Source organism: Anaerosporomusa subterranea (genome assembly GCF_001611555.1).
Classification (GTDB): domain Bacteria; phylum Bacillota; class Negativicutes; order Sporomusales; family Acetonemataceae; genus Anaerosporomusa; species Anaerosporomusa subterranea.
The window spans coordinates 685790-712649 of record NZ_LSGP01000017.1; the positions used below are offsets into that span (position 1 = coordinate 685790).

Annotated in this window: 25 protein-coding genes; 24 read left to right on the forward strand and 1 reads right to left on the reverse strand. The window is 48.2% G+C overall.

The window, feature by feature from the left end:
• Positions 1–3: 3 nt before the first annotated feature.
• From AXX12_RS10615 to AXX12_RS10640, 6 genes are all read left to right on the forward strand, one after another.
• A complete protein-coding gene (locus AXX12_RS10615) occupies positions 4–1215 on the forward strand; it encodes a glycosyltransferase family 2 protein (RefSeq protein ID WP_066242070.1) in 1212 nt (403 codons plus the stop codon).
• 318 nt (positions 1216–1533) lie between these two features.
• Positions 1534–1719 (forward strand): YjfB family protein, encoded by a 186-nt coding sequence (locus AXX12_RS10620; protein WP_066242073.1) that lies wholly within the window; start codon positions 1534–1536, stop codon positions 1717–1719.
• A 102-nt stretch (positions 1720–1821) separates the two neighbouring features.
• Positions 1822–2202: a flagellar protein FlaG gene (locus tag AXX12_RS10625; RefSeq protein WP_066242075.1), complete on the forward strand. Its 381-nt coding sequence runs from the start codon at positions 1822–1824 to the stop codon at positions 2200–2202.
• A 13-nt stretch (positions 2203–2215) separates the two neighbouring features.
• Entirely contained in the window at positions 2216–3739 is a 1524-nt protein-coding gene (gene fliD / locus AXX12_RS10630) for a flagellar filament capping protein FliD (protein WP_066242077.1), read from the forward strand.
• Positions 3740–3767: 28 nt separating this feature from the next.
• Positions 3768–4169, forward strand: coding sequence for a flagellar export chaperone FliS (gene fliS, locus AXX12_RS10635; RefSeq protein ID WP_066242081.1), 402 nt, complete (start codon positions 3768–3770; stop codon positions 4167–4169).
• Positions 4169–4504 (forward strand): hypothetical protein, encoded by a 336-nt coding sequence (locus AXX12_RS10640; protein ID WP_066242085.1) that lies wholly within the window; start codon positions 4169–4171, stop codon positions 4502–4504. The genes fliS and AXX12_RS10640 overlap by 1 nt, the downstream gene beginning before the upstream one ends.
• A 197-nt stretch (positions 4505–4701) precedes the next feature.
• Here AXX12_RS10640 and AXX12_RS10645 read toward each other — a convergent pair whose 3' ends face one another.
• Complete coding sequence (locus AXX12_RS10645; RefSeq protein ID WP_066242088.1) at positions 4702–5079, reverse strand: hypothetical protein; 378 nt, start codon at positions 5077–5079, stop codon at positions 4702–4704.
• Positions 5080–5500: 421 nt separating this feature from the next.
• On the opposite strand from AXX12_RS10645, the gene AXX12_RS10650 reads away from it, so the two are divergent.
• From AXX12_RS10650 to AXX12_RS10740, 18 genes are all read left to right on the forward strand, one after another.
• Positions 5501–5800: a zinc-ribbon domain containing protein gene (locus AXX12_RS10650; RefSeq protein WP_066242091.1), complete on the forward strand. Its 300-nt coding sequence runs from the start codon at positions 5501–5503 to the stop codon at positions 5798–5800.
• Between the two features lie 477 nt (positions 5801–6277).
• On the forward strand, positions 6278–7051 hold the full coding sequence (locus AXX12_RS10660; protein WP_066242096.1) for a basic amino acid ABC transporter substrate-binding protein: 774 nt from the start codon (positions 6278–6280) through the stop codon (positions 7049–7051).
• A gap of 351 nt (positions 7052–7402) precedes the next feature.
• Positions 7403–8068, forward strand: coding sequence for an amino acid ABC transporter permease (locus AXX12_RS10665; RefSeq protein WP_066242099.1), 666 nt, complete (start codon positions 7403–7405; stop codon positions 8066–8068).
• Positions 8055–8774, forward strand: coding sequence for an amino acid ABC transporter ATP-binding protein (locus AXX12_RS10670; protein ID WP_066242101.1), 720 nt, complete (start codon positions 8055–8057; stop codon positions 8772–8774). Before AXX12_RS10665 ends, AXX12_RS10670 begins: the two co-directional genes overlap by 14 nt.
• A 408-nt stretch (positions 8775–9182) precedes the next feature.
• Entirely contained in the window at positions 9183–9380 is a 198-nt protein-coding gene (locus AXX12_RS10675) for a cold-shock protein (protein WP_066242105.1), read from the forward strand.
• 297 nt (positions 9381–9677) lie between these two features.
• On the forward strand, positions 9678–10199 hold the full coding sequence (gene hpf, locus AXX12_RS10680) for a ribosome hibernation-promoting factor, HPF/YfiA family (protein WP_066242108.1): 522 nt from the start codon (positions 9678–9680) through the stop codon (positions 10197–10199).
• Positions 10200–10530: 331 nt separating this feature from the next.
• Positions 10531–13029, forward strand: coding sequence for a preprotein translocase subunit SecA (gene secA / locus AXX12_RS10685; RefSeq protein WP_066242111.1), 2499 nt, complete (start codon positions 10531–10533; stop codon positions 13027–13029).
• A 147-nt stretch (positions 13030–13176) separates the two neighbouring features.
• Positions 13177–14290, forward strand: a protein-coding gene (gene prfB, locus AXX12_RS10690; protein WP_156478630.1) for a peptide chain release factor 2 whose coding sequence is annotated in 2 segments (ribosomal slippage) — positions 13177–13248 and positions 13250–14290 — 1113 coding nt in all. Because the reading frame shifts where the segments join, the coding sequence is not laid out codon by codon here.
• Between the two features lie 14 nt (positions 14291–14304).
• Positions 14305–15000, forward strand: coding sequence for an LmeA family phospholipid-binding protein (locus tag AXX12_RS10695; RefSeq protein WP_066242114.1), 696 nt, complete (start codon positions 14305–14307; stop codon positions 14998–15000).
• 215 nt (positions 15001–15215) lie between these two features.
• Positions 15216–17267, forward strand: coding sequence for a DUF5693 family protein (locus AXX12_RS10700; RefSeq protein ID WP_066242117.1), 2052 nt, complete (start codon positions 15216–15218; stop codon positions 17265–17267).
• Entirely contained in the window at positions 17260–18360 is a 1101-nt protein-coding gene (gene csaB / locus AXX12_RS10705; protein WP_066242120.1) for a polysaccharide pyruvyl transferase CsaB, read from the forward strand. The genes AXX12_RS10700 and csaB overlap by 8 nt, the downstream gene beginning before the upstream one ends.
• A 157-nt stretch (positions 18361–18517) precedes the next feature.
• A complete protein-coding gene (locus AXX12_RS10710; RefSeq protein ID WP_066242123.1) occupies positions 18518–19360 on the forward strand; it encodes a YitT family protein in 843 nt (280 codons plus the stop codon).
• 500 nt (positions 19361–19860) lie between these two features.
• Positions 19861–20595, forward strand: coding sequence for a site-2 protease family protein (locus tag AXX12_RS10715; RefSeq protein WP_082816806.1), 735 nt, complete (start codon positions 19861–19863; stop codon positions 20593–20595).
• Between the two features lie 335 nt (positions 20596–20930).
• Positions 20931–21617, forward strand: a complete 687-nt coding sequence (gene ftsE, locus AXX12_RS10720) for a cell division ATP-binding protein FtsE (RefSeq protein ID WP_066242125.1) — start codon at positions 20931–20933, stop codon at positions 21615–21617.
• Positions 21607–22494 carry a permease-like cell division protein FtsX gene (gene ftsX, locus AXX12_RS10725; protein WP_066242128.1) on the forward strand — a complete coding sequence of 296 codons (888 nt, stop codon included), beginning with the start codon at positions 21607–21609 and terminating at the stop codon, positions 22492–22494. The genes ftsE and ftsX overlap by 11 nt, the downstream gene beginning before the upstream one ends.
• Positions 22495–22564: 70 nt before the next feature.
• Positions 22565–23695 (forward strand): murein hydrolase activator EnvC family protein, encoded by a 1131-nt coding sequence (locus AXX12_RS10730; RefSeq protein ID WP_331711623.1) that lies wholly within the window; start codon positions 22565–22567, stop codon positions 23693–23695.
• A gap of 519 nt (positions 23696–24214) precedes the next feature.
• A complete protein-coding gene (locus AXX12_RS10735; protein ID WP_066242131.1) occupies positions 24215–25372 on the forward strand; it encodes a S41 family peptidase in 1158 nt (385 codons plus the stop codon).
• Positions 25373–25408: 36 nt separating this feature from the next.
• The gene (locus AXX12_RS10740; RefSeq protein ID WP_066242133.1) at positions 25409–26653 is read left to right on the forward strand and encodes a PDZ domain-containing protein; all 1245 of its coding nucleotides are present in this window, start codon (positions 25409–25411) and stop codon (positions 26651–26653) included.
• Positions 26654–26860: the final 207 nt, after the last annotated feature.

Below are 26860 nucleotides of genomic sequence, written 5' to 3' on the forward strand. Positions count from 1 at the left end.
GCTATGAGCAGACTGATTGTATTAACAGTGGCCTATAATGCTGGGAAAACTCTGCGCCGCGCTATAGACAGTATTATCAATCAAACATACCATGACTGGATATATTATGTCATTGATAACGGCTCTGCTGATAACACCAGGGAAATTATCACAGAGTATGCGCAGCAGGATAAGCGAATTCTTCAGAGGAACTATGATGAAAATGATCTCTATAGAATTTTTGATTTTATTCAAGAGATTGTGCAGGTCGGCGAAGGCGATTTTTTAGTTATTCTTGATAGCGATGATGAATATAAGCTAAATTTCTTTTCCGACATGTTGCAGTTTGTGCAGGAGCATGATTTGGATTTTGCGACCACCGGAAATGAGTTCATTAGTGCAAAAGACGGAAGATTTTTAGGAAACAGAGCATTTAACAATAATGCATTGTGTATAGGAGAAACTTTTTCGCATATTGAAACCTATTATGGCTTGATTCGGCCGGTATGGGCGAAATTTTTTTCAATAAATCTTTTGAAAAAGATAAAATTTGATTATTTGTATGATATCAGATACGGTGCGGATACAGCATTATGTCTTGATGTGCTAAAAAATTGTGAAAAATTTGGTATACTGGCGGGTACGTATTATAAATATTATGTGAATCCTAAATCGGATTCCTATAGCTATTCTCCGCAACGTGTACAAGCCGATCAAATAATATTTGATCTTGCATCGCAATTTCTTGTCGCCAAATGCGGTCATGTAAGCCGTCGCAATGTCGACTTTTTGCTGGCTGTCTATATGAATGCACTAAAAGATACACTGCAGATTTTATTGAATACACAGATTAGCGTTTCGGAAAAATTGTCAAATTTGATAAATGTTTTTTCTGATGATTATACAAAGATTTTGATTTCTCGCGAAGATTTTGGTGTGGAGCTTGGCCAAGCTTTGGAAATGCAAAGACAGCGTAAAGAATTATTTGCAACTGTGGCTAATTGGCTTCTTACCCTCCAAGAAGTGCCGGACGAGTTGGTCGAGGGGTACTGCGACACAGGCGAGCTGCTGTGTGCCGCCGTAGAGAATGGGGACGGTTGGTTGTGCTTCAAGAAATTGAGGGTACGCTTTTTAATAGAGCAAAACCATAAAGATGAAGCAAAGGACAAGCTGGTAGAGCTTATAGAACTGATTCCGAATGACCCCGAGGTAATTGCGTTTCAACAGTCCCTCTAATGGTTGTGGTGGTTTTCGGCGAAGGTAGGTGAAAGCGGTCGCGTTAATTTGGGGACCGGTGACGGTTCTAGTGCTGAGAAAGTGGCGGTCGTCACCAATATTCTGCCTCTAGTTCAATATTAGTACCTGTTTTTAATATCTAAGTGATGAATGAAAATTACGGGAAGTTGTTTTCGCACAGTCTGATGTTCTATTTTGTCACAATAATAGTGAGGCAGATGATTGTTGAGGTTTCAAGAGTTATTGCGGGGCACTGGGGAATGCCACGGGTGTCATAAGGTCGGTTATATGTACGTTTATTCCAAGGGAGGTTCTGATATGGATATAGCTGCTTTGTCGATTATGCTTAGTCAAAGTAACGTGCAGCAACAGGCTGGTATCTCTGTGATGAAACTGGCTATGGGAGCTGCGACTGATCAGGCTGATTCTCTTACTGCTATGATGAAGGCTACGGAACTGTCGATTCAGCCGTATTTGGGTAGCAATGTTGATGTACAGGTATAAATGAAATCCGCTATTAGGCGGATTTTTCTTATTTTAGTACTAAAGATTTTGCTAAAATCTGTCGATAACAATAATAGAAGTAATGTTACCGAGGTGAAATGAATGGAAATCGGCAACCACAGAATAACAGAGGCTTCGATTGCCGCTACAGCAAGGACTGCGCCTGTAGCCAGTGAGACGGTGAAAGCGGAGGCAGGGATGCCTAAACTTAAACTTACGGACAAAACTGATAAGCAGAATCAAGAATCGAAAAAACTTGAAGCTGGCGATGTGAAAGAAATAACGCAAGCGCTGAATAAGTTTTTTCAATCGATGAATGCAGATTTGCATTTTGAAATACATGAGGGGACGCAGCGGATGATTGTTCAGTTGGTGGACACGGCAGAACACAAAGTCCTAAAGGAGTTTCCACCGCGCGATTTTCTAGATATGGTGGCTAAAATTCGTGAGTATGTCGGTGCGTTACTAGATAAACGTGCCTAAGGAGGAATAGATCATGGCAATTCGTACATATGGTTTAAGCGGTTCCGGGATGGATGTCGACCAGATGGTAAAAGATATGATGAAGGCTCGTCGGATACAGTATGACAAGATGTATCAGGAGAAAACCCGCCTAGAGTATAAGAAAAAGGATTTTAACACTATTTATACCACGCTTAAGGAGTTTCGGGAGAAGAATGTATTTGACTTCCGTATGGCCAGCCAACTGCGGCCCATGAAGGCCACGGCAAGTGATTCGTCGGTGGCAACGGTAACGGCTAATGCGGATGCGGTGCCGATCAATCACACGGTAGAAGTAACCTCTCTGGCGACGGCGGCGATGAGCAAAAGCGCAGCGACGATTACGACAAGCGCTGACAAGTCCACTCTTGCCAGTCAGTTTGGCCTGGACTCGTCGGCATCGTTTGACGTGACACTTAATGATGGCGTGAACACGAAAACAATCACGGTTGATCCGACTAAGAGCATCCATGAGTTGGCGGCAAGCATCAATAATGCCGGACTCAATATTCGTGCCAACTATGACACGACACTTGACCGTTTCTACTTGTATAATTTACAGACCGGTTCAGCCAATAAGCTGCAGGTGACAGACGCGTCAGTTGATGTTGGGGGGGCGGCGAAACAGTTCTTTGGCGACGTGCTGAAACTGGGGGCTGTCGATACTGCTGGCACTGACGCGATGATCAAGATCGATGGAGTGGAGGCGACTGCACAAGCATCCAACAAGTTTACAGTTTCAGGTCTCACGTTTGATCTGAAGAAAACCGGGACAACGACAATCGACGTGGGTGCTGACGTTGATAAAGCAGTGGAGAACGTCAAAGCGTTTATCGAGTCGTATAATTCTACCGTCAAAAAAATTACTGATGAATTGGGCGAGAAATATTACCGGGACTTTAATCCGCTGACCACCGACCAAAAGAAAGACATGAAGGATGACGAGATTAAGGCTTGGGAAGAAAAAGCTAAGAGCGGGATGCTGCGTAATGACGCGATGCTGCGGGGACTTGTCGGTGATTTACGCATCAACTTCGCTGAGCCCGTGTCAGGTCTCAATGGTAATTATAAAAGTGCCACTGACTTGGGGATTACGACCGCAAGTTATGTTGATGAAGACGGCAAGTTTGTGGATATAAGCTCTCTAGGCGGCATGTTATCTGTGGATGAGAAAAAGCTTCGCACCGCTCTGAATTCAGATCCAGATGCTCTGTATAAGATATTTGCCACAACTGGCGCGACCAATAAGGAGAGCGGCGTTTCACGGCGACTCTATGATACGCTGAAGGCTGGGCTTGACAAGATTGTCGTGACTGCAGGCAGAAGCGCCGATTTAACTGGCGATACGGACAGCACGCTAGCCAAACGGCTGGATGACATGAATAAGCGGATGAGTAACGAGGAGCGGCGACTGAAAGATCTCGAAGCCCGCTACTATCGCCAGTTTGACGCGATGGAAGTTGCTCTGCAGAGGATGAGTAGTCAGAGTAACTGGCTGGCGCAGCAGTTTAGCAGCTAATCGAGCATAGACATTTAGGAGGCAAATCATGAACGCGATGAATATGGCGAATGCATATAAGAACCAACAGATTATGACCGCATCGCCTGAAGAATTAACCCTGATGCTCTATAACGGCGCGATCCGCTTCACTAGTGAAAGCATTCTGGCGTTGGAACAAGGTGATATTTCTAAGTCACATGCCGCAAATGTGCGGGCGCAGGACATTGTCCGCGAGTTTATGATTACATTGGATATGAAGATCGAATTGTCGAAAAACTGGATGTCACTCTATGACTATATCGAATACAACCTGGTCCAAGGCAATGTGAAAAAAGACAAGACCATGCTTGAAAATGCTAAAGGCATACTGTCGGATATGCGTGACACTTGGGTTGAAGCGATGAAACAGGCGCGCCAACAGCGTTTGCAGACAGCGGTTGGCCGCTAATGGGCTCGCCTGATCGGTCGGCGGCCAGTCTATGGCAAGATTATCTGTTCTTGACAAACGAGATGTTTAAGTTTATTTCCCGGCGTGAGTTGGATATGTTTTATACGCTGCTAGAACAGCGAGCTGGGATGCAGCCACTGTTAGAAGCGGCTGATATGGATTTCCAACAATCGCCGGCAGGGAAAGAATTATTTAGCCAGTTAGCTGCGACGAATCAAAGGATTAGTGATCGACTGAAGCTGGTATATAACCAAGCCGTTCGCCAGTTGGAGGTTGATCAGTCCTATGAGGGGGCGGGGCTAGGAGCAGGCGCAAGGTTAGATGTACAGAGATAACTAGGCCATCCATGGCCGTCGTCGCAATGACACTATTGCGAAGGTCAAACTTTAGTTTGTCATCGTGAGGAACGCAGTGATGTGGCGATCTTCTTGCAGTTTTGGGTAGTTGCACATAAAGAGTGGATAAAAGCTAAAAGCGGTCACGGGGTAAAAACCTCATGACCGCTTATTGTTAACATTTGTTGAGTTTTATTTTATCGCTTTAATCGCACTAGTTCCGCTTCTTGGTGGAAGAGGCGGGAGTTGAGGACTTCCAATTTTGAGTCTAAGGCAGCGACGTCGTCTTTCGTCGCGAGATTAGCGAGGGTGTCTTTAGTAACAGTGGTGTGCAGCAGACCATCAAATTTCGCGTCTAATTCTTCCGTGCGATGCAGGAAAACTTTGATGAACTGGGTATTTTCATCAAGTTGGCCTTTAACTTCGCTCATCTGGCTATTGATTTCACCCATTTGGCTTCTGACTTGGCCGAGTTGGCCCCTAACTTCGCCTATTTGGGTTTTAACTTCAGCGAGTTGGTCTTTGAAATCAGCCATTTGCTGGAGTACTATTCTTTGAAATTCTTCATTTGTCATAGCATCCACCCCAGTCTGCAATATAACGTAATTATATCATCACGTGCAGTCACAGACAAGCAAAGTGTTTTTTCCTTGCATTTTCCGCAAGTCGCTCCTATAATTGATATGAGAGAACCTGTTGCTTAGGTCTGTGGTTGAAAATCGATGCCAGTCGCAGGCGAAACGATCCACGTAAGAAGCCCAAAGCGGCTTTGATCATGGTGCGGCTTAGAGATAAGCCCTGCCGAACTGAGAAGTGGGAGGCGGAGCTGTGATGTGTGAAAAACACTCACAACCCCTGTTCCGAATTGGTTCGAGAGGAGTAGTAGTGAGGGGATTGATTTCCTAGTAGCGAACCTTCCAGCAGGCGGGTGTGGGGTCAAAGACCAGGTCGGCTAAGCAATGGTCCTTATTTTCTGAGGGTGAGGGGATTCTTGTAATGGCATTCCAAGACAGAACTTTAAAATGTAAAGACTGTGGTGTGGATTTTGTCTTTACAACCGGTGAACAGGAATTTTATGCTGAAAAAGGTTTCGAAAACGACCCGGTTCGCTGCCGCGAGTGCCGCGATGCGAGAAAACGCGGTCGTGAAGGCGGCTCAATGACAGCTGGTTCATCGCCGCGCGAAATGCATGACGCTGTTTGTGCTGAGTGCGGGGTCACAACCCAAGTCCCGTTTAAACCGCGCAATGACCGGCCGATCTATTGCCGTGATTGCTTTACTGCTAAACGCGGTTAATAGCCAGGACGTCCATATAATCTGATCAGCGCGATCCAACTACATGCAGACCCGGGAGCGAAACGCTCCCGGGTTTTGTTGTAAGAATTTAGGAACGGAACACTAGCGTCACTATGGAGTCGATTGGCCGCGAAAACGCGAAAGGCGCTACGCGCCTGCGCGAAGGAAACTCGAAAAAAATGCGCAAGCATGTGCGCATCGTATTACTGGTCGTCCATAGTGGCGCTTGTGATGCTAGTGCGGCTTGTGCTAAACGTATCACTCAGCGCGGTTTTTCCTTATGCAGTCAATTATCCACAGAAAAAGTGCAGATAACTGGGGTTATTAACAGACTTATCCACAATATTAACAAACAGGTTGTCCCAAGGCTGTGCAAAAAGTCTATCGAAAATAGAAGAAATAATGTAAAAAGTGCTTGATTATTTATTCAATAAAGATGTATAATTATGAACATAGAATTCCAAGGAGGAGATATTCATGAAAAAGATTGCTTTGTTACTTGCGGCGCTTATGGCGCTAACGTTACTGGCGGGTTGCGGTGGTCAGCCTGCGAAACCGGCTGAGCAAGCTAAGTCGAAAGTTCTGAACGTTGGAACCGATGCGGGTTTTGCTCCATTTGAGTTCCAAGACGAAGTCAGTAAGAAGTATGTTGGTTTTGATATAGACCTGATGGAAGCGGTCGGTAAACAAATGGGCTATGAAGTAAAAATTCAAAGCATGGGCTTCGATGGACTTATTCCTGCACTTGAAGCAGGTAACATTGATGCGCTGATTTCGGGGATGACGATTACGCCGGAGCGCGCTAAGAAGGTCAACTTCTCCAAACCATATTATAAATCCGGCCTGTCAATCGTTGTAAAAATGGATAACAATAACATCAAAGACTTCAAAGCTTTAGAAGGCAAGAAGCTTGCAGTGCAAATTGGCACTACTGGAGCGATGGAAGCCAAGAAGGTTAAAGATGCGACTGTTCGTGAATTTAATACAGCTCCGGAAGCATTCATGGAACTCAAAGCTGGCGGCGTGGACGCAGTTGTCAATGACCTGCCAGTTAATGAATATTACATTGCCAAAGCTGGCGCGAAAGATGCCAAGGTTGTTGGCGAACCGCTGAACTCAGAAGAGTATGGCATTGCTACTGCAAAGAAAAACACTGAGTTGATCGAGAAAATCAACAAGGCGCTGGATGAGCTAAAGAAGAATGGCGAGTATGAGAAGATATATGTGAAATGGTTCGGCAAAAAGCCCTAAAAGGGCGTTGATATACCCCATCTGCGTTGTTAGGCCCACGGCTCCCCTTGCTTGCGTACTCGTATTGTACGCGGCACTGTGGGGACCGTGGGCCTGCCTAGCATCTGGGGCATCTGAACGCCCTTTAATAGCGTGTGCGCCGAAATTGATGATAAGGTAAATACGTATCAGTACTCCTCTGCGGGCGCCTCTGCTTACTCTGCGTACTCTGCGGTTGCGTACCCATGGCTTCCCCTCTCCATGCATTTCTTATTGACACCTTGGTCCTGTGATTTTATAATCGGTATATGCATGAATATGCGAGTGGTATTTGACCTATATTTTAGTTAAAAAATGGGTGGGTGAGAGTGCGTGAATTTTGATGTTGATTTGATTGTACGTTCGTTCCCGCTGCTGCTGATGGGCGCTGGGGTTACGGTGCAGATTACGGCGCTGAGCGTCGGTTTTGGTTTGTTGATTGGTATGTTTGTCGGTATAGCTCGGCTGGCCAAGTTGACACCGTTGCGGCTGGCGGCTGCGGTGTATGTGGATTTTATACGCGGCACACCGTTATTGGTGCAGATCTTTATCATTTATTTTGCGTTACCGATGATTCTTGGAACTCGCATTGATCCCTTTGTTGCTGCGATTACGGCTTGCAGTATCAATAGCGGCGCCTATGTCGCCGAGATTTTTCGCGGCGGCATCCAGTCGATTGACAAAGGACAGATGGAGGCTGGGCGTTCGTTAGGAATGAGCTGGGGGCAGACGATGCGTTATGTTATTCTGCCGCAGGCGTTCAAGCGGATTATTCCGCCTTTGGGTAATGAATTTATTGCGATGCTAAAGGATTCTTCGTTAGTGTCGGTGATCGGCTTTGAGGAATTAACTCGCCGCGGGCAGTTGATTATTGCCAGGACATATGGCTCGTTTGAGATTTGGATGGCGGTGGCGTTTATCTATTTGATCATGACGTTGACGATTTCCCGCTTGGTAAATTACCTGGAGCGGAGGTATAAAATCGATGATAAGCATTAAGCAAGTGCATAAAAAGTTTGGCCAATTGCATGTCTTAAAGGGTATTGATCTAGAGATTAGCGAACGGGAAGTTGTGGTCATTATTGGTCCAAGCGGATCAGGCAAGAGTACGCTTCTGCGCTGCATTAACTATCTGGAAGAACCCACTGATGGGCAAATCACGGTTGACGGCATTCCCCTGACAGGCGAATCCAGCATCAACGCTGTTCGCGCCGAGGTGGGGATGGTATTTCAACGGTTCAATTTGTTTCCGCATATGACGGTACTGCAAAATATTATGCTAGCGCCGATGAAGGTACGCAATCTCAGACAGGCTGAAGCAGAGGAAGCGGCGCTTGCATTACTACAAAAGGTTGGCTTATCGGATAAAGCCAATGCCTATCCGGAGCAACTTTCCGGCGGCCAGCAGCAACGGGTGGCTATCGCCAGGGCGCTGGCGATGAAACCGAAAGTGATGTTGTTTGATGAACCTACTTCAGCGCTTGATCCGGAGATGATCAAAGAAGTGCTCGATGTCATGAAAACGTTGGCCAATGAGGGTATGACTATGGCAGTCGTTACTCATGAGATGGGCTTCGCCCGCGAGGTCGGCGACAGGGTGATTTTCATGGACGAGGGACGGATTGTCGAAGTTGGCACACCAGAGCAGATATTCTCGGCTGCGAGGGAAGAGCGGACAAGGGCATTCCTCTCGAAAATACTTTGACAATGCGTTGATATACCCCATCTGCGTTGTTACTCCTGCGGTCCTCACTCCGACGTACTTCCAGTACGACTCCGTTCCGGTTCTCGTCGTGCCTAGCACCTGGGGCATCTGAACGCATTGTCGGGAAACAATTAATACCCAGAGTACCTGCGAGTACACTGAGGGCACCCGCAGAGTACTACGGATTTTGTTATTGACGAACCCTCTGTGTCCACTACTCTGCGACCTCTGTGTACTCTGTGGGTAGGCCGGCCTTCGTCTTTCCCTGCTCCCCTTGATTAACATATTTTTATAAATGCAAACTATTTTCTGAGAATCGCCTCCGTTTACTGGACTTTGCTATATTGACTGTGCTAAAATACGGTTGGTGCAACGAATGGTTGCAGTATTTTTTAGGAGGAATCTCAGATGAACGGTAAGGTTAAATGGTTTAGTTCAGAAAAAGGGTTTGGATTTATCGAGCGGGAAGATGGCGGCGACGTGTTTGTTCACTTCTCGGCGATTGCTGACGAGGGCTTCAAGACACTAGTAGAAGGCCAAGCAGTAGAGTTTGACGTTGTCGAAGGCCAACGCGGACCACAAGCTTCTAACGTTGTAAAACTGTAATACATATGACGTGTAGCCCGGCAGAAGACTGCCGGGCTTTTTACGTAGGTGGATAGGAAAAGGGGACGTTAACCGCAGAGTACGCTGAGGGCACCCGCAGAGGGCTACCGATTTATCATATATATAACCGTAATCCTCCGCGAACCCTCTGCGACCTCTGTGTACTCTGCGGTAAAACGTAATTTCGTCTATTTCTAATTTTACGGAAAAGGTAAAATGTGCGAAATATTTAACAGGAATTTTGTCATTTATGGGGAATACTACTTAGTAGAACCATTGGAAAGGAGCTGACGCTCTATGGCAATCACAGTACGTGGAAAAAACATTGAGGTAACGCCGGCGCTGAAGGATTATGTGTCCAAGCGTATCGGCAAAGTAACAAAGTATTTTGATGTTCTGGGCGAAATTACTGCTGTCTTGACTGTGGAAAAAGGCCGCCATATCGTGGAAGTGACTGTGCCTGTAAACGGGATACTGCTCAGAGGCGAAGAAGCCACTACAGACATGTACACCTCGATTGATCTTGTCATAGAAAAACTCGAGAAACAGATTGAAAAATATCGGACACGGTTGTCGCGTCGCATGCGCGAAGGTTCGTTCCGGACTGAGCTTGTTCCCACTAGCGTAACTGAAGAAGAAATCCGAGTTGTGAAGACTAAGCGCTTCCCTGTCAAACCGATGGATATGGAAGAAGCGATCATGCAAATGAACTTGATTAACCACGATTTCTATGTGTTCATAAACTCCGAGTCAGAAGATGTGAATGTCGTGTATAGAAGGAAAGATGGACATTATGGCCTGATTGAGCCAGAGTTCTAACACAGTCGCTGATAGACTCCATCTACGTTGCACCCGTAAAGGGCAGGCCGCCAACTCCATTGAACAGGACGTTCAGGTGCCGCGAAGGCCATGGACGGCCGAGAGCGGCGAAGGCGCTAACATCTGGAGCCCTCTGAGCGAGTGTTGCAACATAAAATTCATTCAAAAAAACCGGGGGAAATCCCCGGTTTTTGTTTATACTAAACGAGAGTGTGGATAACGGTTGTATAGCACCGGTTTTTGACTTTTTTGGGCCTCTCTGTTAAAATGATATAATAGTTATAAGTGCGTGTTTATTGAACACGCTCACAAAGTCAGGAGATGATTCCGTTTGCTGAAATTCCTTAAAAGTATATTTGGCGATGATAATGAACGTGAAATTAAGCGAATGATGAAATACGTCCAGGCGATCAATGCGTTTGAACCACAGTTTGAAAAGATGAGTGACACCTCGCTGGCAGCCAAGACAGCAGAATTCCGGCAGCGGCTGGAGGAAGGGCAGACGCTTGATGATTTATTACCAGAAGCGTTTGCCGTCGTGCGAGAAGCCTCTCGCCGGACGCTGGGCATGCGGCATTTTGACGTACAGATGCTGGGTGGCATCACGTTGCATGGCGGCAATATCGCCGAGATGCGGACTGGCGAAGGCAAGACCTTGGTTGCGACGTTGGCGGTTTATTTGAATGCCCTGACCGGCAAGGGCGTACATGTTGTCACTGTTAACGATTACCTGGCTCGCCGCGATAGTGAGTGGATGGGTAAGCTGTATCGTTTTCTGGGACTGTCAGTTGGTCTGATTGTGCATGGCCTCGATTTCTTAGATCGCAGGATGGCCTATGCCGCGGATATTACCTATGGCACGAACAATGAATTCGGCTTTGACTATTTGCGCGACAACATGGTGATCGATGCTGATCAAATGGTGCAACGTCCGCTGAACTATGCGATCGTTGACGAGGTTGACAGTATTCTGGTTGATGAAGCGCGGACGCCGCTGATTATCTCCGGTCCTGGCGAAAAATCGACTGATCTCTATTTCACCCTTGCTAAAGTGGTGCCTCGGTTAAAGGCTGTTGAAGATTACACTGTTGACGAAAAATTGCATACAGTTGCACCGACAGAAAGCGGTATCGCCAAAGCGGAAAAAATACTCGGCGTCAAGAACCTATATGAGAGTGAAAACATGGAACTGTCGCATCATTTCAACCAAGCACTGCGAGCGCACGCGTTGATGCACCGTGACAAAGACTATGTTGTTAAAGACGGCGAAGTCATTATTGTTGACGAATTTACCGGACGGCTGATGTTTGGACGGCGTTATTCTGATGGTTTGCACCAAGCGATTGAAGCAAAAGAAAACGTAAAGGTTGAGCGTGAGAGTCAGACTCTGGCATCAATTACATTCCAAAACTATTTCCGTATGTATAAGAAACTGGCGGGTATGACTGGCACGGCCAAAACCGAGGAAGAAGAATTCCGCAAGATTTATGGCCTAGATGTTATCGTCATCCCGACCAATAAGCCAATTGTGCGTGAAGATTTGCCTGATGTGATTTATAAGACCAAGCGGGCCAAATACCGGGCTGCTGTACGGGAGATCACTGAACGCCATGCGACAGGTCAGCCGGTGCTGGTAGGTACAACTTCGATCGCTCAGTCGGAAGAACTGAGTGACCAACTGAAGAAAAAAGGCGTGCCACATAATGTGTTAAATGCCAAATTCCATGAGATGGAAGCACAGATTGTTGCTCAGGCCGGTCAAAAAGGCCAAGTGACGATTGCCACCAACATGGCTGGTCGCGGTACCGATATCGTGCTTGGTGAAGGTGTTCCTGAATTAGGTGGTTTGCACATTGTCGGTACTGAGCGGCATGAGAGTCGCCGAATTGACAACCAGCTACGCGGTCGCTCGGGTCGTCAGGGTGATATGGGTTCTACGCGTTTTTACCTGTCGCTTGAGGATGACTTGATGCGTCTGTTTGGTTCTGACAATATTGCGTCAGTGATGGATAAATTGGGCATGGAAGAAGATGAGCCAATTGAGCACTCGCTGATAACCCGCTCGATTGAATCTGCCCAGAAAAAGGTTGAAGCGCGAAACTTTGATATCCGCAAACAAGTACTCGAATATGATGATGTGATGAACCAGCAGCGTGAGGTCATCTACTCGCAGCGCCGTCAGGTTCTGCTGGGTGAGAATTTGCGTGAATCGATATTCCCGATGATTGAGAAAATTGCTGATCGGGCCATGGAATTATATGCAGATGAAAAAGTCTATCCCGAAGAGTGGGATCTTGCCGGGCTGATAAATTATTGTGAAGAATACTTTGCTCATGAAGGTGAACTGAAGGTCGAAGAACTGGCCAAGCTGAGCCGGGTCGAATTGCGCGAGGCGTTGAGCGATGCTGCCAACCGCGCTTATGATGGGCGTGAGGCGTTGTTTGGGTCAGACAATATGCGTGAGCTTGAGAAAGTAGTCATGCTGAAGGTCGTCGATGCCAAGTGGATGGATCATTTAGATGCGATGGAAAATCTGCGCCAGGGTATTGGTCTGCGAGCGTATGGTCAAAAGAATCCACTCATTGAATACAAGATTGAAGCATATGATATGTTCCAACAGATGATTGAAAGCATTCAGGAAGATGTCGTCCGCTATATGTTCCGGGTGAATATTATCAGCCAGCCGGAGGATCATTTGCAGCAAGCTCACACCAGTCATGGCGACGAAGAAGCGGCTGCTAAAGAGCCTGTCCACGCTGATCATATCGGTAGGAATGATTTATGTCGGTGCGGGTCAGGGAAAAAATTTAAGAAGTGCTGCGGCAAATAGAAGAGGTAACGTTTAGCGCAAAGAACGCGAAGGTCGCAAGCGGCGCAAAGCGGAATAATGAAAATGCCTTCGCGCCGCTAGCGCTCTTTGTGGGCTTTGTGCTAAGCCGTATTCAGTAAAAATGTTAATTTTTGGAGTTGAAGAAACGTGTTATTAGATGACTTAAAACGAGATATTGACGAGTTGGCCAAGAAGCTTGATGAAGTGAGTGTTTCCCTTTGACCTCGCTCACAAAAATGAGCAGATAGAATATCTTGAAAATAAAATTCAGGCGCCAGGTTTCTGGGATGATCCCGAGGCGGCGCAGAAGGTTATGCAGGAGCTTACTGGTCTGAAGGGCAGTATCGAGGATTTTGAGCGGATGCGGCATCGTCATGAAGATGTCTATACTCTGTGGCAGTTGGGCATGGATGAGCAGGATGATAGTGTTTATGCTGATGTAAGCGAGGGCTTGAAAGCACTGCAGACAGAGGTTGAACACATGGAGCTGGCGCTGCTGCTGTCAGGCGAGTATGATGCGAATAACGCGATTATTACATTACATGCAGGCGCTGGCGGCACCGAGGCACAGGATTGGGCCCAGATGCTGCTACGGATGTATGTGCGCTGGGCTGAACGCAGCGGCTATAAAGTGGAGACACTGGATCTTCTGCCTGGCGATGAGGCTGGAGTTAAGAGCGCCACGCTCATGATCTCTGGCCGCAACGCTTATGGTTATTTAAAAGCCGAAAAGGGTGTTCACCGGCTGGTGCGGATTTCGCCGTTTGATTCCTCGGCTCGCCGTCATACGTCGTTTGCGGCACTTGATGTCATGCCAGAGATTGACGACAATGTCGAAATTGTTATCAACCCGGTCGACTTAAAAGTCGATACTTACCGGGCGAGCGGCGCAGGCGGTCAGCATATCAACAAAACCGATTCGGCTGTTCGTATGACCCATTTGCCCACCGGAGTCATTGTGCAATGCCAGAGTGAACGCTCGCAGATCCAAAACCGAGAGCAGTGTATGCGGCTACTGCGGGCAAAGCTGTTTGAACTTGAATTGCAGAAGCAGCAGGACAAGAAAGATGAAATTGGTGGCGAGTACCATGCGATTGAATGGGGCAGCCAAATTCGCTCTTATGTGTTTCACCCCTACAGCTTAGTCAAAGACCATCGCACAGGATTTGAAATTGGTAATACACAGTTGGTCATGGACGGCGGGCTGGATGGGTTTATCGAAGCGTATTTGAGGCATATTAGCCGCAAGGATAACGAATAAGGAGCGTGTAAACGATGAGCAAACGGCTATTTTTGATACTGTTCGCTGCGGTAGGTATCGTGCTGGCCGGGCTTGCTTTATTTTTACCGCAGATTGTTTCCCAAGCGGTGGCGCAAGGAATGAGAGGGGTGCTCCACAGCAATCAGGTCACTGCCCAGGTGGAGAAAAGCCCTTCCTTTCTGCTGCTTGATGGGCAGTTTGACAGGGTTCGGCTGACGGCAAAGGATGCCAAGCCGGATAAGATATCATTTAGTGATATGCAGGCCGATCTCAGCGGGGTCAAGGTCGATATGGCAGAATTAGTTTCTTCACGTCGGGTTGTATTGCGTGAGGTAAAAGAAGCGAGTTTGACAGCTTCGGTTGCACAAGATGAGATGGCGAGATATTTGAACCAGACCGTCAAAGGCGTAAAGAACGCTAAAGTAACTGTTCAGGCTGGTAAGGTTCAGGTTGCTGGTACGTTTGGCATCGGGCAAATCGCGCAAATGACGGTGACTCTCGAAGGCCGTGTGGTGGCAGATGGCCAAAAAATCAAGATGGTAACTGAGAAAATCTTGCTGAATAACTCACAGGTTGGCAGTTTAGGCGGATCATTGTTGTCTGACATCCAGTTGGTTGACGTGAAATCGCTGCCGTTTGGGGTTACGGTCCGGGATATTGTAGCAGACCAAGGCAAGATTACGATATTTGCTGATAATAAGAAACTATAGGTCCAATATACATCTAATATCTCGTACCTAGGCCTCTGAGAAAGGTCGAGATGTTGTTATCTATGAGACAGGTTACAAAAATGAAGCGCTGGGTTTGATAGCATCACTAGGCAGCCCCAAAAATCCAGCAGCGCCGCGTACGATACGTGTACGCAAGCAAGGGATTTTTGGGGATAACAACGCAGATTGAAGTTTTACATAAGGTGGAGAGACTCATGGCCTACTTTCGTTATAACCGTATCTTGCTGTTTTTTATTGCGCTGGGTTTAATTGCCTCTTTGGTCATTGTTTGGCAGAGGCACAAGGTGGAAACTTCGAATTCGACGGTTGAGTTGGTGATGGATTATGAGGATATTAGCGAACTGGCGCAAATTGAGGGTACCGATCGCACCGGGCTATTCAAACAGTTTCGCGAGGCTGGCATTACCACGCTGGCGGTGTATGATGTTACACTGGAAAAACTGCATAAGTCAGGTCAGGTTAGCGTAATTGCCGGCAGTGATTTACTGAGTCAAAGCCGGACAGGTCTGATAGATGATTCGCTGTGGCGGAAATGGCTGGCGGCGGGTCAAATTGCGCCTGAGTTCGTCTACGTAGCAGGCGCGAATACTGCTGAATTTAACGAAGTACGCACAGATTTACTGCGCCGTTTTGCCGGGCGTGTCACCGAATTGGGCGGCGGCAGTCTACCGGTGCTGGCGATTAAAGGTAATTATGAGAAGTTAATCAAGGTTGACCTAGGAATCTCGTCAGCTGAGGTGAAAGAGACTGCGGCGCAGGGCTTTTATGTCATCCCTCGACCGGTAAATTATACACAAGTGCAATCAGACGACATTCGGGCGTTCTTTTCCCGCATCCAGGGAGTGAACGCAGTGTCGGCGGTGATCTTTTCCGGGAAGGAAGCCTTAGGCTATCCGCAACTGACCGAACAGACTTTAGCGGGAATTAAACAACAGAATCTTACCATAGGACTGATCGAACATCCGGTACAACTGCAGTTCTATCCTCAGGCTGGGCTGTTGCCACTAGTGCCAGAGAACAACTTTAAAGTGGCTCGCGTTTACTCTATCCCCAAAGATGAACAGCCGAAGCTGCTGCTTGAAGCGGCTACTAATCGATGGGCGCTTAGTGACCAGGAGCGCAATATCCGGATCAACCTGATGCGAAACTATGATAAGCCGGATCCCGGGAAGACGCTGATTGAAACAAATCTGCAATATGTGAAAGCAACTAAAAAGGCCATCGAAGCCAAAGGCTACTCCATTGGCAAGGCTGGGGTGTTTGCTCCGTATTTCCCAGCTCCTTGGCTTTTAGCACTGGCTGCGGCGGGAGTTATTGCCGCCGGGACATTGTTCTTGACGCAGATTTATCCGTTATCCAGACAGATACAATATGGGATTTTTGTAGTGTTGTCTCTTATTTTCGTTGCGCCGATTCTAGCGGGTGGCGGCACGCTGGTGCGCCAGATCGCCGGCTTGGGCGCCGCAGTGTTATTTCCTGTGCTGGCGATGACCTGGCAGTTGGATCGTTGGCGGCATGCACCGCAGGAGGGTGAATGCTGGATTAAGCGCGTCCTACGAGATGGCGTCGGTGGACTGGTGCTGGCCTTTTTGGTTTCCTTAATGGGCGGACTTTACTTGGCTGCACTGTTGGCAGATGTGCGTTTTTTGCTTGAAATGGAGATTTTTCGCGGTGTTAAGCTAACCTTCATCTTGCCGCTAATGCTGGTGGCGATTGTGTATTTGACCCGCTTTAATTTATTTGAGCCGCAAGATGATCGGGATGCGGGCCGGATTATCCGTCAAGTCATTAATTTGCTGAATTATCCTGTGTCAATTAAGGTGCTAATGCTTTTTGGCGTAGGCGCGCTTGGCGCATGGATATTTATCGGCCGTTCCGGTCATACGGCCGGTGTTCCCGTCCCTACGTTCGAGATCAAACTGCGAGCGTTTCTGGAACAGGTAATGTATGCTAGGCCGAGGGAAAAAGAGTTTATGATTGGTCATCCTGCCTTTTTGCTGGCGGCGATGGCAGCGGCGCGTCAATGGCCGAGATTGTTGCACTTTTTATTGGTGATCGCGGCAACAATTGGCCAGTCGACCTTGGTCGAGACGTTCGCCCATCTGCGAACCCCAGTTCTGATGTCGTTAATCCGCGGCATTGACGGTCTGTGGCTGGGAGCTTTAGTTGGCATCGTGTTGATAGTGGCAGTGCATTTCCTGGCTTGTTTGTCGAGCACCCTCATGAGGAGGGCCTTCCATGAGTAAGATTGTCATTTCGGGTTATTACGGCTTTGGCAATGCTGGTGACGAGGCTATGCTGGCAGCGATGATCGGCTCTTTCCGCCGTTTGGAGCCAACTGCCGAGTTTACCGTCCTGTCCGGTAATCCGGCGGAAACAGAGTCCCGGCACGGTGTCAAGGCAGTGTACCGAATGAACGCTCTGGATATTTTGCGAGCAATCGCAGGCTGCAATTTATTAGTCAGCGGTGGTGGCAGTCTGCTGCAGACGGTCACCAGTGAACGTAGTTTGTACTACTATTTGAGTGTTATGCTGATGGGCAAAACCTTCGGCAAGCCGGTCATGATCTATGCACAAGGGGTTGGCCCGGTACGAGGCGCAGCTGCTCGCAACGCGGTGCGCTGTATTGGTAATAAACTGGATCTGATTACAGTGAGGGATGAGGGCTCACTGCTTGAACTCAAGTCGATCGGCGTTTCTCAGCCGCCCGTCTATGTCACCGCTGATCCGGTATTGTCATTGCCACCGTCTGATGGCGCTTTCGGGCGCAAGGTGCTGCGACAGTACGGCCTGGATCAGGGAGGACCGGTGATTGGTCTCTCGGTGCGGGAATGGAAGGACATGGCCCATTATAAGAAGGTGTTTGCTGGGGTGGCTGATCAGTTGGCTGCTAAAGGCGCTCAGCTAGTCTTTATTCCGATGCAAAAGCCGGATGTTGAGGCTGCGACGCGTATCGTTGCCTATATGCGGCAACCGGCAGTGGTGCTAACTGAAGAATATCGAACTGATGAGTTGTTATCTTTAATGGGGAATCTGGATATGCTAATAGGGATTCGCCTACACGCGCTGATCTTCGCGGCTGTCATGAATGTACCGTTGATTGGCGTGTCCTATGATCCGAAAATCGAGCGGTTTCTGGAAAGTATCGGTCAAAGCGCTGTCGGCACTCTCAATGATATTACAGTTAACGGCCTGCTAAACCAGGTGCAAACCGTATTGTCCCAAGCAAGCGATGAGCGTCGCCCGCACGATCAAGTTAAAGAATTGCGCCAGCAGGCGTTTAGAAGTGCGGAGCTGGCGGTTGGGCTAATGCTGAGAAAAGCGAAACATAAACTGTAGGTCCGTTTGCCGTAGAAGGTACGTAACCGCAGAGTACGTAGAGTACACTGAGGGGACGGGAGGGCTACTGGTTTACTTAATTATTAATAATATCGATTCATAGCCCTCTGCGATCTCTGCGTACTCTGCGGTTAACTTCGTATAAGGGATGATGTGAGTGACTGGAAAGCTGCGTGACTATGCGGGCATAACACTGGGGGCGCTGATTACCGCCGTAGCCTTGAATATGTTTCTCGTTCCCAACAGGATCGCCGATGGCGGAGTTAGCGGACTGGCAACTGTTTTGCACTATGTTTCCGGTTGGCCAGTTGGGGTTATTATGCTATCTCTTAATATTCCGCTGTTACTGTGTGGAATAAAAGTTTTAGGTGCTTCGTTCGGCATTTATACTCTTTACGGCGCAGTTGTGCTTTCGTTTGCGGTCGATTTGTTGGCTCCCCATATACCGGTCTTGACCCGGGACTTATTATTAAGCTCAATTTACGGCGGTGTGCTTACTGGACTTGGCATGGGGCTTGTATTTCGTGCTGGCGGAACAACAGCCGGAACTGATGTGGCTGCCGCAATTCTTCATAAATGGTTCGGCATCAGTTTGGGGCAAGCTCTCCTGGGTGTCGACGTTTTTGTTATCACGTTAGCCGGAGTGGTTTTTCGCAGTGCCGAGCTACCCTTATATGGTTTGATCTCTCTGTATATTACCACTAAGATCATCGACTTGGTTCAGGAAGGCTTGAGCACGTCTAAGGCATTTCTGATTATGTCTGATTTAAACCAAGAAATTTCTCAGGCCATTCAAAAGGAAATTGGCCGGGGAGTCACCTTCTTTCACGGTAGGGGCGGTTATTCCGGTGACAGCCGGGATATTTTGTTCTGCGTCGTATCGACCCGCGAAGTCAGTCGGGTCAAAGACATTGTCTCTCACGTTGACCGCCGCGCGTTTGTGATTGTGGCAGATGCGCATGAGGTTCTAGGCGAAGGCTTCAAAGAACTCCGCTACTAGTGCGAGCGGCCTGATAGACCCCATCTGCGTTGCACCCGTAAAGGGTATGCCGCCAACTCTAAGGCGCTGAAGCGCCAAGAGTTGCGCAATTAGCCTCGGAAATTCATTGCTTGCGTACCTGCGAACGTACGCGGCGCAGCTGAATTTCCGGGGCTGCCTAGCATCTGGGGCCTCTCTGACCGCTCGCGGGCAGAGTACGTGGTGATGCTAACTAGCCAGTTGGCAGTAATCGCTGTTACGTCTCATAGGTAACAGCATAGGCGTAATCCTCGTCGCGCCTGGCATTGCTTGCATCTCGGCGCCCTCCGCACGAGGTTTTTGCGAAGGGTTTGGGAACGGAACGGTCTTTGACTTGAATTGTCCGGTAGATAAAGCAAAGTTCTGATGTGAGTCCACTCCGCATAAGCATAGTGAGAACGTCTCTTTTCCGGTGGGGTGTGAGGCGGCTTGCTGCGAAGTGGTTTTTTTGTTTTAAAGCTGAGCTGTTCGGAGGTGAAGCTGTGGGGTGGTTTAGGGTGATCCACGTTGGGCGGGATGTGCTACGCCGGGCGGGGTTGTGTCTGGGCGGGATTATCACCATGCTGGAGATTGATAGCGTGCTGTCAACCACGGCTTCGATGCTGCTTTCGATTGCAATATATGCTGTAGCATTTGGTTGGCGCTTCGCGATTGGCTTTGTCATACTTTTGCTGATCCATGAGCTAGGTCATGTAGTAGCGTCACGGATAATGGGCATCCGCACTTCGGCTCTGTTATTTATCCCTTTTATCGGGGCAGTGGTGCGTTTGGCGACGCCACCGCAAACGTTAAAATCTGAGGCGAATATCGCGCTGGGTGGACCTGCCTTGGGGACTTTGAGCGCTTTAGTTTGCTTAGCGGTGTATTTTTGGACAGATGGTATTCTGATGTTGGCATTGTCTTATACTGCGTGCTTGATTAACCTGTTTAACCTAATTCCCTGTGCGCCATTTGACGGGGGCAGGATCGGTGCTGTCATTTCACCATATTTCTGGCGGATGGGCAGCTTGGTTCTGCTCCTTGTGCTACTATTTACTAAAAATATTATTATCCTATTAGTATTTTTGTGCTCGTTGACAAAGTGGGGGCAAGCGAATCAAGATATTGAGTATTACCGTCTGACGATTGGGCAGCGACTAACGGTGGCTTGGCAATATTTTGGCCTTTTGTCAGTGCTGGGTGTATGTACACTGTATTTATCGCAGTTGATGCGCTAGGGCGAATGAGGAGAAGTTTTAATAACTGAGTACGTTAACCGCAGAGTACGCTGAGGGTACACAGAGGAAAGCCGCAGAAGTTAACAAAAGAATATTTTTGGCCGCGAAATCGCAAAAGGCGCTGCGCGCCTACACAAAGGGAATGCGTAAAAAATGAAACTATAGTCGCACTAACGTGGTTCAATAATCTTAGTGTTTCTGGGCTCGCTGACTTCGTACAAGCTCTTTGTCGAATAATTCCTAAGTCGTTATTGGTCAATGGAAGAAGGTTTTTATGCAAAAATGTCGAAACTTTAAATTTAGCTTATTCCAAACCCCTTCAAGGAGAACGCTTAATGATAAAAATGGTCAATGTCTCTAAGATTTACGGCGCCGGTTCGGTTGCTCTTTCAAATATTAGTATTGAAATCCCCAAGGGTGAATTTGTCTTTGTTGTTGGTCCAAGCGGGGCCGGCAAGTCAACTTTTATCAAACTAATTACTCGCGAGGAAGAGCCGACTAGCGGTCAAATTATTGTAAATGGGCGGAATCTGAACACGATGAAGCCTCAGGAAGTCCCCTATTATCGCCGCGGATTAGGTATTGTCTTTCAGGATTACCGATTGTTGCCCAATAAGACGGTGGCGGAAAACGCTGCTTTTGCTATGGAGGTCATTGAAGCGCCGCGTCGGGAAATCCAGCGGCGGGTGACTCATGTGCTCGATTTGGTGGGCTTACGCCAAAAGGCGACTCGTTATCCCAACGAGCTGAGCGGCGGTGAGCAGCAACGGGTGGCGATTGCGCGCGCGATTGTCAATAATCCGATGGTCGTTATCGCCGACGAGCCAACTGGTAACCTTGATCCAGACACCTCGTGGGAAATCATGAAAATTTTTGACCATATTAACAAAGCCGGGACGACCATCGTCATGGCAACACATGACAAGACGGTTGTCGATTCGATGCGCCGCCGGGTGGTGGCGATAGAAAAAAGCCGTATCGCCCGCGATCAATTGAAAGGGGTATACGGCTATGAAGATTAGGACAGTTGAATATTTTGTCCGGGCAGCCATTTCGTCGCTCCGCCGAAATGGCTTGATGAGCGTGGCCTCCATTACAACGGTGGCGTTGTCACTGTTGATTTTAGGCATGTTCTTAATCATGGTGCTCAATTTGAATAACATGGCTTCGGTTTTGGAGTCTCAGGTACAGATATCTGTATATCTGAATGATAATCTGAAGGAAAGCGAAATTCGTGCGCTTGGCGATAAAATTGCCAAAACGCCCGGGGTGCAGCAAGCGACTTTTATCAGCAAAGATCAGGCGCTTATTCGCTTTAAGGAGCGCTTGGGCGAACAACAGGGCATTCTGACAACGTTGGGCGATTCAAACCCGCTGCCGAATGCATATGAAATCAAAGCAGACGATCCTGATAATGTTAGAACAATTGCGCAGCAGATTGGCCAATATGACGGGGTTGAGAATGCAAAATTTAGTCAAAATGTGGTTGATCAACTCTTTAGCTTAACTCGCATGATACGTATAGTTGGTATTGCTTTGATCATTTTTTTGGCATTCGCCGCCTTGTTTATTATCTCGAACACGATCCGCATCACCGTGTTTGCCCGGCGTAAGGAAATTGGCATTATGAAGTATGTCGGTGCCACCGACTGGTTTATTCGCTGGCCGTTTCTCATCGAGGGAATAATCATGGGCTTTACCGGATCGATGATTGCTGTTATCCTGTTATTTCAGGCTTACAGCACATTGACGCAACGGGTGTACGAAACCTTGGCATTTTTGCCGATTATTCCTAAATACCCGTTTCTTCAGATCATCAGCGTTATTCTGATGGTTGTGGGGATGCTCATCGGGGCAACAGGCAGTACGATTTCTTTAAGACGGTTCTTAAAGGTTTGATCTTCTAGGATGGATTGTCCAAAGTGCCACTTGCCGTGATGGGTGGTGTTCGAAGGGGGATGCTTGTTTCGTGTTTAACCAGTCAAAAAAATTGGCAGCAGCTATGGTGGTTTTTCTTAGTTTGCCGCTAATCTCTCCCGTGTTGGCGAGTGAGATTGAGCAAAAGCAACAGGAGCTACAGTCAATCCAGCAGAGAATGCAGGAACAGCAAAGTCGAGCCAAGCAAGCACAGCGCAAAGTAAACAGCGTATCTGAACGGCTGCAGTCTGTGCAGACTGAGTTGGATGGCGCGTTGTCTGATTATAGCGAGATTAGTCGCGAATTGGAAGAGAAAGAAACGCAAATTGAAGCGAATACAGAAATTTTGGCGACAGCAGAAAAGAATCTGGTTAAACGGACTCAGGTGCTGAATCGACGGATGCGTGACATCTACGAAAATGGGCAAATTAGTTATCTGGATGTTTTGCTAGGGGCGGCAGATTTTTCCGATCTAACGACCAGGGTGGATTTGTTGAAGCGAATTCTCAGCCAAGATGCAACCTTAATTGCTAGAGTTAAAGCAGAACGGCAGTTAGTCATCCAAAAGAAGGCCGAGTTGGAACATGACCGGGCGAGAATTCAAGAATTGCAGAAGGCCGCGAAAGCCAAGAAAAGTATGATAGAAAATCGGCGTGACGCGCAACAGGCAGTGCTCGATGAGGCAGTCAATGAGAAAGAGACGGCTGACCAGGCTTATCAAGAACTGCTGGAAACTTCGCGTCAGATTGAGCGGATGATCCGCAACGCTGGCAATAAGGGTGGCTCAGCCCAGGCGACCGGCTCGATGGTTTGGCCTACTGGCGGCCCGGTGACTTCACCGTTCGGTTGGCGGACCCATCCGATCTTTGGTACGCAACGATTACATACCGGTATTGATATTGGCGCTGATTATGGCGATGATGTGGTGGCTGTGGATAGTGGGGTTATTATCTACGCGGATTGGATGGGCGGCTATGGCAAGGCTGTTATCGTCGAACACGGCGGCGGCATTTCTACTCTTTACGCGCATAACTCCGAGTTGCTGGTAAGCGAGGGACAAACAGTGCGTAAGGGGCAGACGGTGTCCAGAGTCGGTTCGACCGGATATTCGACAGGTCCGCATTTGCACTTTGAGGTTAGACAGAATGGATCGCCAGTGAATCCGCTAAGTTACCTGCCTTAGGCAGGGGTACGTGTGCTTACGCTCGCTGATAGGCCTCATCTGCGTTGCACCCGTAAAGGGTATGCCGCCAACACTAAGGCGCTAAAGCGCCAAGAGTTGCGCAATTACTCCTGCGGTTACTTGTTTGCGTACGTGCGTGTACGCGGCACGGCGTAATCCTCGTCGTGCCTAGCATCTAAGACCTCTGAGCGAACGTAAGCACACGTACGGAGAGGTTTACAAATAGGATTCGACCTAAGGGCGGCAATAGCCGCCTTCAGGCTTTTTGGAAACTCTTACGCGGTCTTCCTATGCGTCGACCGTTCAGAAGTACCCATATGCTAGGCAGACCCGAGAATCGAGCCGCGCCGCGTACGTGGGGTACGCAAGCAAAAGATTTTCGGGAATAACAACGCAGATGGGTACTTATCAACGGTCGACTCGAATAGTGGCGCTAAGTTTTGCATATCATGGATTCATAGACATAGATAAAGGCATAATAAGGCAAGCTGAATATAGCTGCCGCGGGTGGTGTTTTTCGTGAAATCTAAATGGAAACTGGTTATAGGCGCAGTCACTTTGGTAGTGGCGACCTTTATCCTGACAGCAGGCACATTTGCCTATCTATTTCAATCGCAGTCCCTAGATGCGGCCAATAGTCTCCGCTTATATCGCGCAGTTGACCTGATTAAATCGAAATATATTGAAGAAACGTCGATGGATCAACTCATTAATGGCGCGATTAAAGGCATGGTCAGTTCGCTGAATGATCCGCACTCGATCTTCATGGACGCGAAGATGTTTAAAGAATTCATGATCGAAACTGAGGGTGCTTTCGGCGGAGTCGGTATTGTCATTGGCTCCAAGGACAAGGTGCTGACTGTAGTGTCGCCTATCGAAGGGACGCCTGGTGACAAGGCAGGCATTAAGAGTGGCGACCAGATCATTACCATTGATGGCAAGGATACCAAGGACATGGCCTTAGACGAGGCGGTTAGCAAAATCCGAGGGCAAGAAGGCTCTACTGTTATTCTGGGGATTCGCCGTTTGCCTGCCCAGGAAGTGAAAGATTACACTCTGACTCGTTCCAACATCCAGATTAAAACTGTTGCCGGCAAGGTGTTGCCTGACAAGATTGGTTATATTCGTATTTCAATGTTTAACGAGCATACCGGAGCTGACTTTGCGAAAAAATTGCAAGAGCTTGACAAAGAAGGTATCCAGGCGCTAGTGCTCGATTTACGTGATAATCCTGGTGGCCTGTTGGATGAAAGTGTTAAGGTCGCTGGCAAGCTGATGCCAAAAGGCCCGGTAGTATCGGTAGTCACTCGTGACGGCAACCGCGAAACGCATACTGCAGGACTCGATGCTGCCAAATATCCGATTGTTGTGTTAGTGAATGGCGGTAGTGCCAGCGCATCAGAGATTGTGGCCGGAGCTTTGCAAGATACGGGCGTAGGTACCTTGGTCGGGGTCAAGACCTTCGGCAAAGGGTCTGTGCAACAGATTCTGCGTCTTGATAGTAGTACAGCAGTCAAACTGACGATTGCAAAATACTATACTCCTAAAGATCGATCAATCAATGGGGTAGGTATTGAGCCTGACGTAAAAGTGGAGTGGCCTGAACCGCGTGAGCTAGGCAAAGATCCGCAACAAGACAAAGCGGTCGAGATTTTAAAAGCAAAGCTGAACAAATGAGACAGCCGGGCAGCGGCTGCTTGAGGTGAAATACCAGTGTTTCCGTTTTTTGAAATAGCATATCTGATAATCAGCAGTTCGTTTTCGATCTTTTTCGAACCGATGTTTTGGCTAGTGCTGCTGCTGGTCGGGTTTCAATATCGCCAGCAGCAACGCAGTCAAGAGCGAATGTTTGGCGTAGCTGTGTTTGATTGGAAAAAACAGATGGTGCGCGCCGCTTGGCTAGGCCTGATGGGCGGGTGGCTGGGCAGCCTTTTGCTGACTCTGACCGGTGTCTCGGTAAATCACTTAGGCCTGAGTTATGTCTGGCCTGTTGCTATAGCGTTAATGCTGATTCATGCGCGCTTTCTATGCTTTGCCTATGCAGGCGGATTAGTGGCAATCTCGTATCTTTTGTTTGGTTGGCCGGTAATTAGTGTGCCTCACATCTTGTCACTTGTTGCTATTTTGCATATTACAGAGAGCTTTCTGATTGCGATCAGTGGACGATTTAGTGCGTCGCCGATCATTTTGCGGCAAGGAAACCGGTTAGTTGGAGCATTCACGCTGCAAAACTTTTGGCCGTTGCCGCTTGTCATCTTACTTGTTGTTGGCTTGCCGGCGGACAAGGTCCCGGAAGGTATGGTGCATATGCCGGACTGGTGGCCGCCACTTGCCTTCGGCATGGAGCCGCCGGAAGGAAAGCAGTGGGTGCATATGCTGATTCCGATTGTCGCTGCTTTAGGCTACTCGGATATTGCTGTATCGACCCGGCCAGAGCAGAAACGGATGCAGTCAGCTTTGTATCTCTTCCTCTATAGTTTGGCGTTGTTAACCTTGGCGCTGCTATGTGGGCGTTATTCTTGGCTGCAGCTGCCGGCGGCAATTTTGTCGCCGGTGGGGCATGATCTCTTGATCTGGTGGCAAAACCGGCGTGAGATGCGCGGAGAGCCGCTATTTGTGCACGGCGAAGACGGTCTGACTGTGCTGGATACGGTGCCCGGCAGTCCGGCGCGAGTCGTTGGCGTGCGTCCAGGTGATGTTTTACTGTCATTATATGGCATGCCGCTTACTAGTGCGGATGAACTCGTTGAAGCTATTTCCTATGCGCCGCGAAACTTTGTGCTGTGTTGGCGACGGGAAGGTAAGGATATGCAGGCTCAGACTTCGTTTGGTGATGGCGAACGCTGGTTAGGCGTGATTCTGGCGCCGCGGGGCAATGAAGAGTATGTCGAGTTGGAGACCGAATCGTTTGGTCTAGTAAGAAGGATTAAAAGTTGGATTAACCGCTGGCGGCGTTAGCCGATGATCAGTAAAGTCAAGCCCAGCTGTAATCTTGCAGCCTAGCAATCTAGCCTTTTGAAAGGCGGGGGAGCTAGGCCTTATCTCTATCTGAGGGCTCGGCTATGGCAGGGCCTATGTGGAATGTATTTACAGGATGTCAATTTTTCTTTTCATTCAAGGTAATCTATCTTATAATAGTAATTATCTCTAATATTCAATACACAC

Coding starts and splice junctions, on each gene's coding strand:
- AXX12_RS10700 (WP_066242117.1), top strand. CDS start 15,216: ATGGCCTACTTTCGTTATAACCGTATCTTGCTGTTTTTTATTGCGCTG.
- AXX12_RS10675 (WP_066242105.1), top strand. CDS start 9,183: ATGAACGGTAAGGTTAAATGGTTTAGTTCAGAAAAAGGGTTTGGATTT.
- AXX12_RS10650 (WP_066242091.1), top strand. CDS start 5,501: ATGGCATTCCAAGACAGAACTTTAAAATGTAAAGACTGTGGTGTGGAT.
- csaB (WP_066242120.1), top strand. CDS start 17,260: ATGAGTAAGATTGTCATTTCGGGTTATTACGGCTTTGGCAATGCTGGT.
- ftsX (WP_066242128.1), top strand. CDS start 21,607: ATGAAGATTAGGACAGTTGAATATTTTGTCCGGGCAGCCATTTCGTCG.
- AXX12_RS10660 (WP_066242096.1), top strand. CDS start 6,278: ATGAAAAAGATTGCTTTGTTACTTGCGGCGCTTATGGCGCTAACGTTA.
- AXX12_RS10670 (WP_066242101.1), top strand. CDS start 8,055: ATGATAAGCATTAAGCAAGTGCATAAAAAGTTTGGCCAATTGCATGTC.
- fliD (WP_066242077.1), top strand. CDS start 2,216: ATGGCAATTCGTACATATGGTTTAAGCGGTTCCGGGATGGATGTCGAC.
- AXX12_RS10625 (WP_066242075.1), top strand. CDS start 1,822: ATGGAAATCGGCAACCACAGAATAACAGAGGCTTCGATTGCCGCTACA.
- AXX12_RS10695 (WP_066242114.1), top strand. CDS start 14,305: ATGAGCAAACGGCTATTTTTGATACTGTTCGCTGCGGTAGGTATCGTG.
- AXX12_RS10620 (WP_066242073.1), top strand. CDS start 1,534: ATGGATATAGCTGCTTTGTCGATTATGCTTAGTCAAAGTAACGTGCAG.
- ftsE (WP_066242125.1), top strand. CDS start 20,931: ATGATAAAAATGGTCAATGTCTCTAAGATTTACGGCGCCGGTTCGGTT.
- hpf (WP_066242108.1), top strand. CDS start 9,678: ATGGCAATCACAGTACGTGGAAAAAACATTGAGGTAACGCCGGCGCTG.
- AXX12_RS10640 (WP_066242085.1), top strand. CDS start 4,169: ATGGGCTCGCCTGATCGGTCGGCGGCCAGTCTATGGCAAGATTATCTG.
- AXX12_RS10615 (WP_066242070.1), top strand. CDS start 4: ATGAGCAGACTGATTGTATTAACAGTGGCCTATAATGCTGGGAAAACT.
- AXX12_RS10645 (WP_066242088.1), bottom strand. CDS start 5,079: ATGACAAATGAAGAATTTCAAAGAATAGTACTCCAGCAAATGGCTGAT.
- fliS (WP_066242081.1), top strand. CDS start 3,768: ATGAACGCGATGAATATGGCGAATGCATATAAGAACCAACAGATTATG.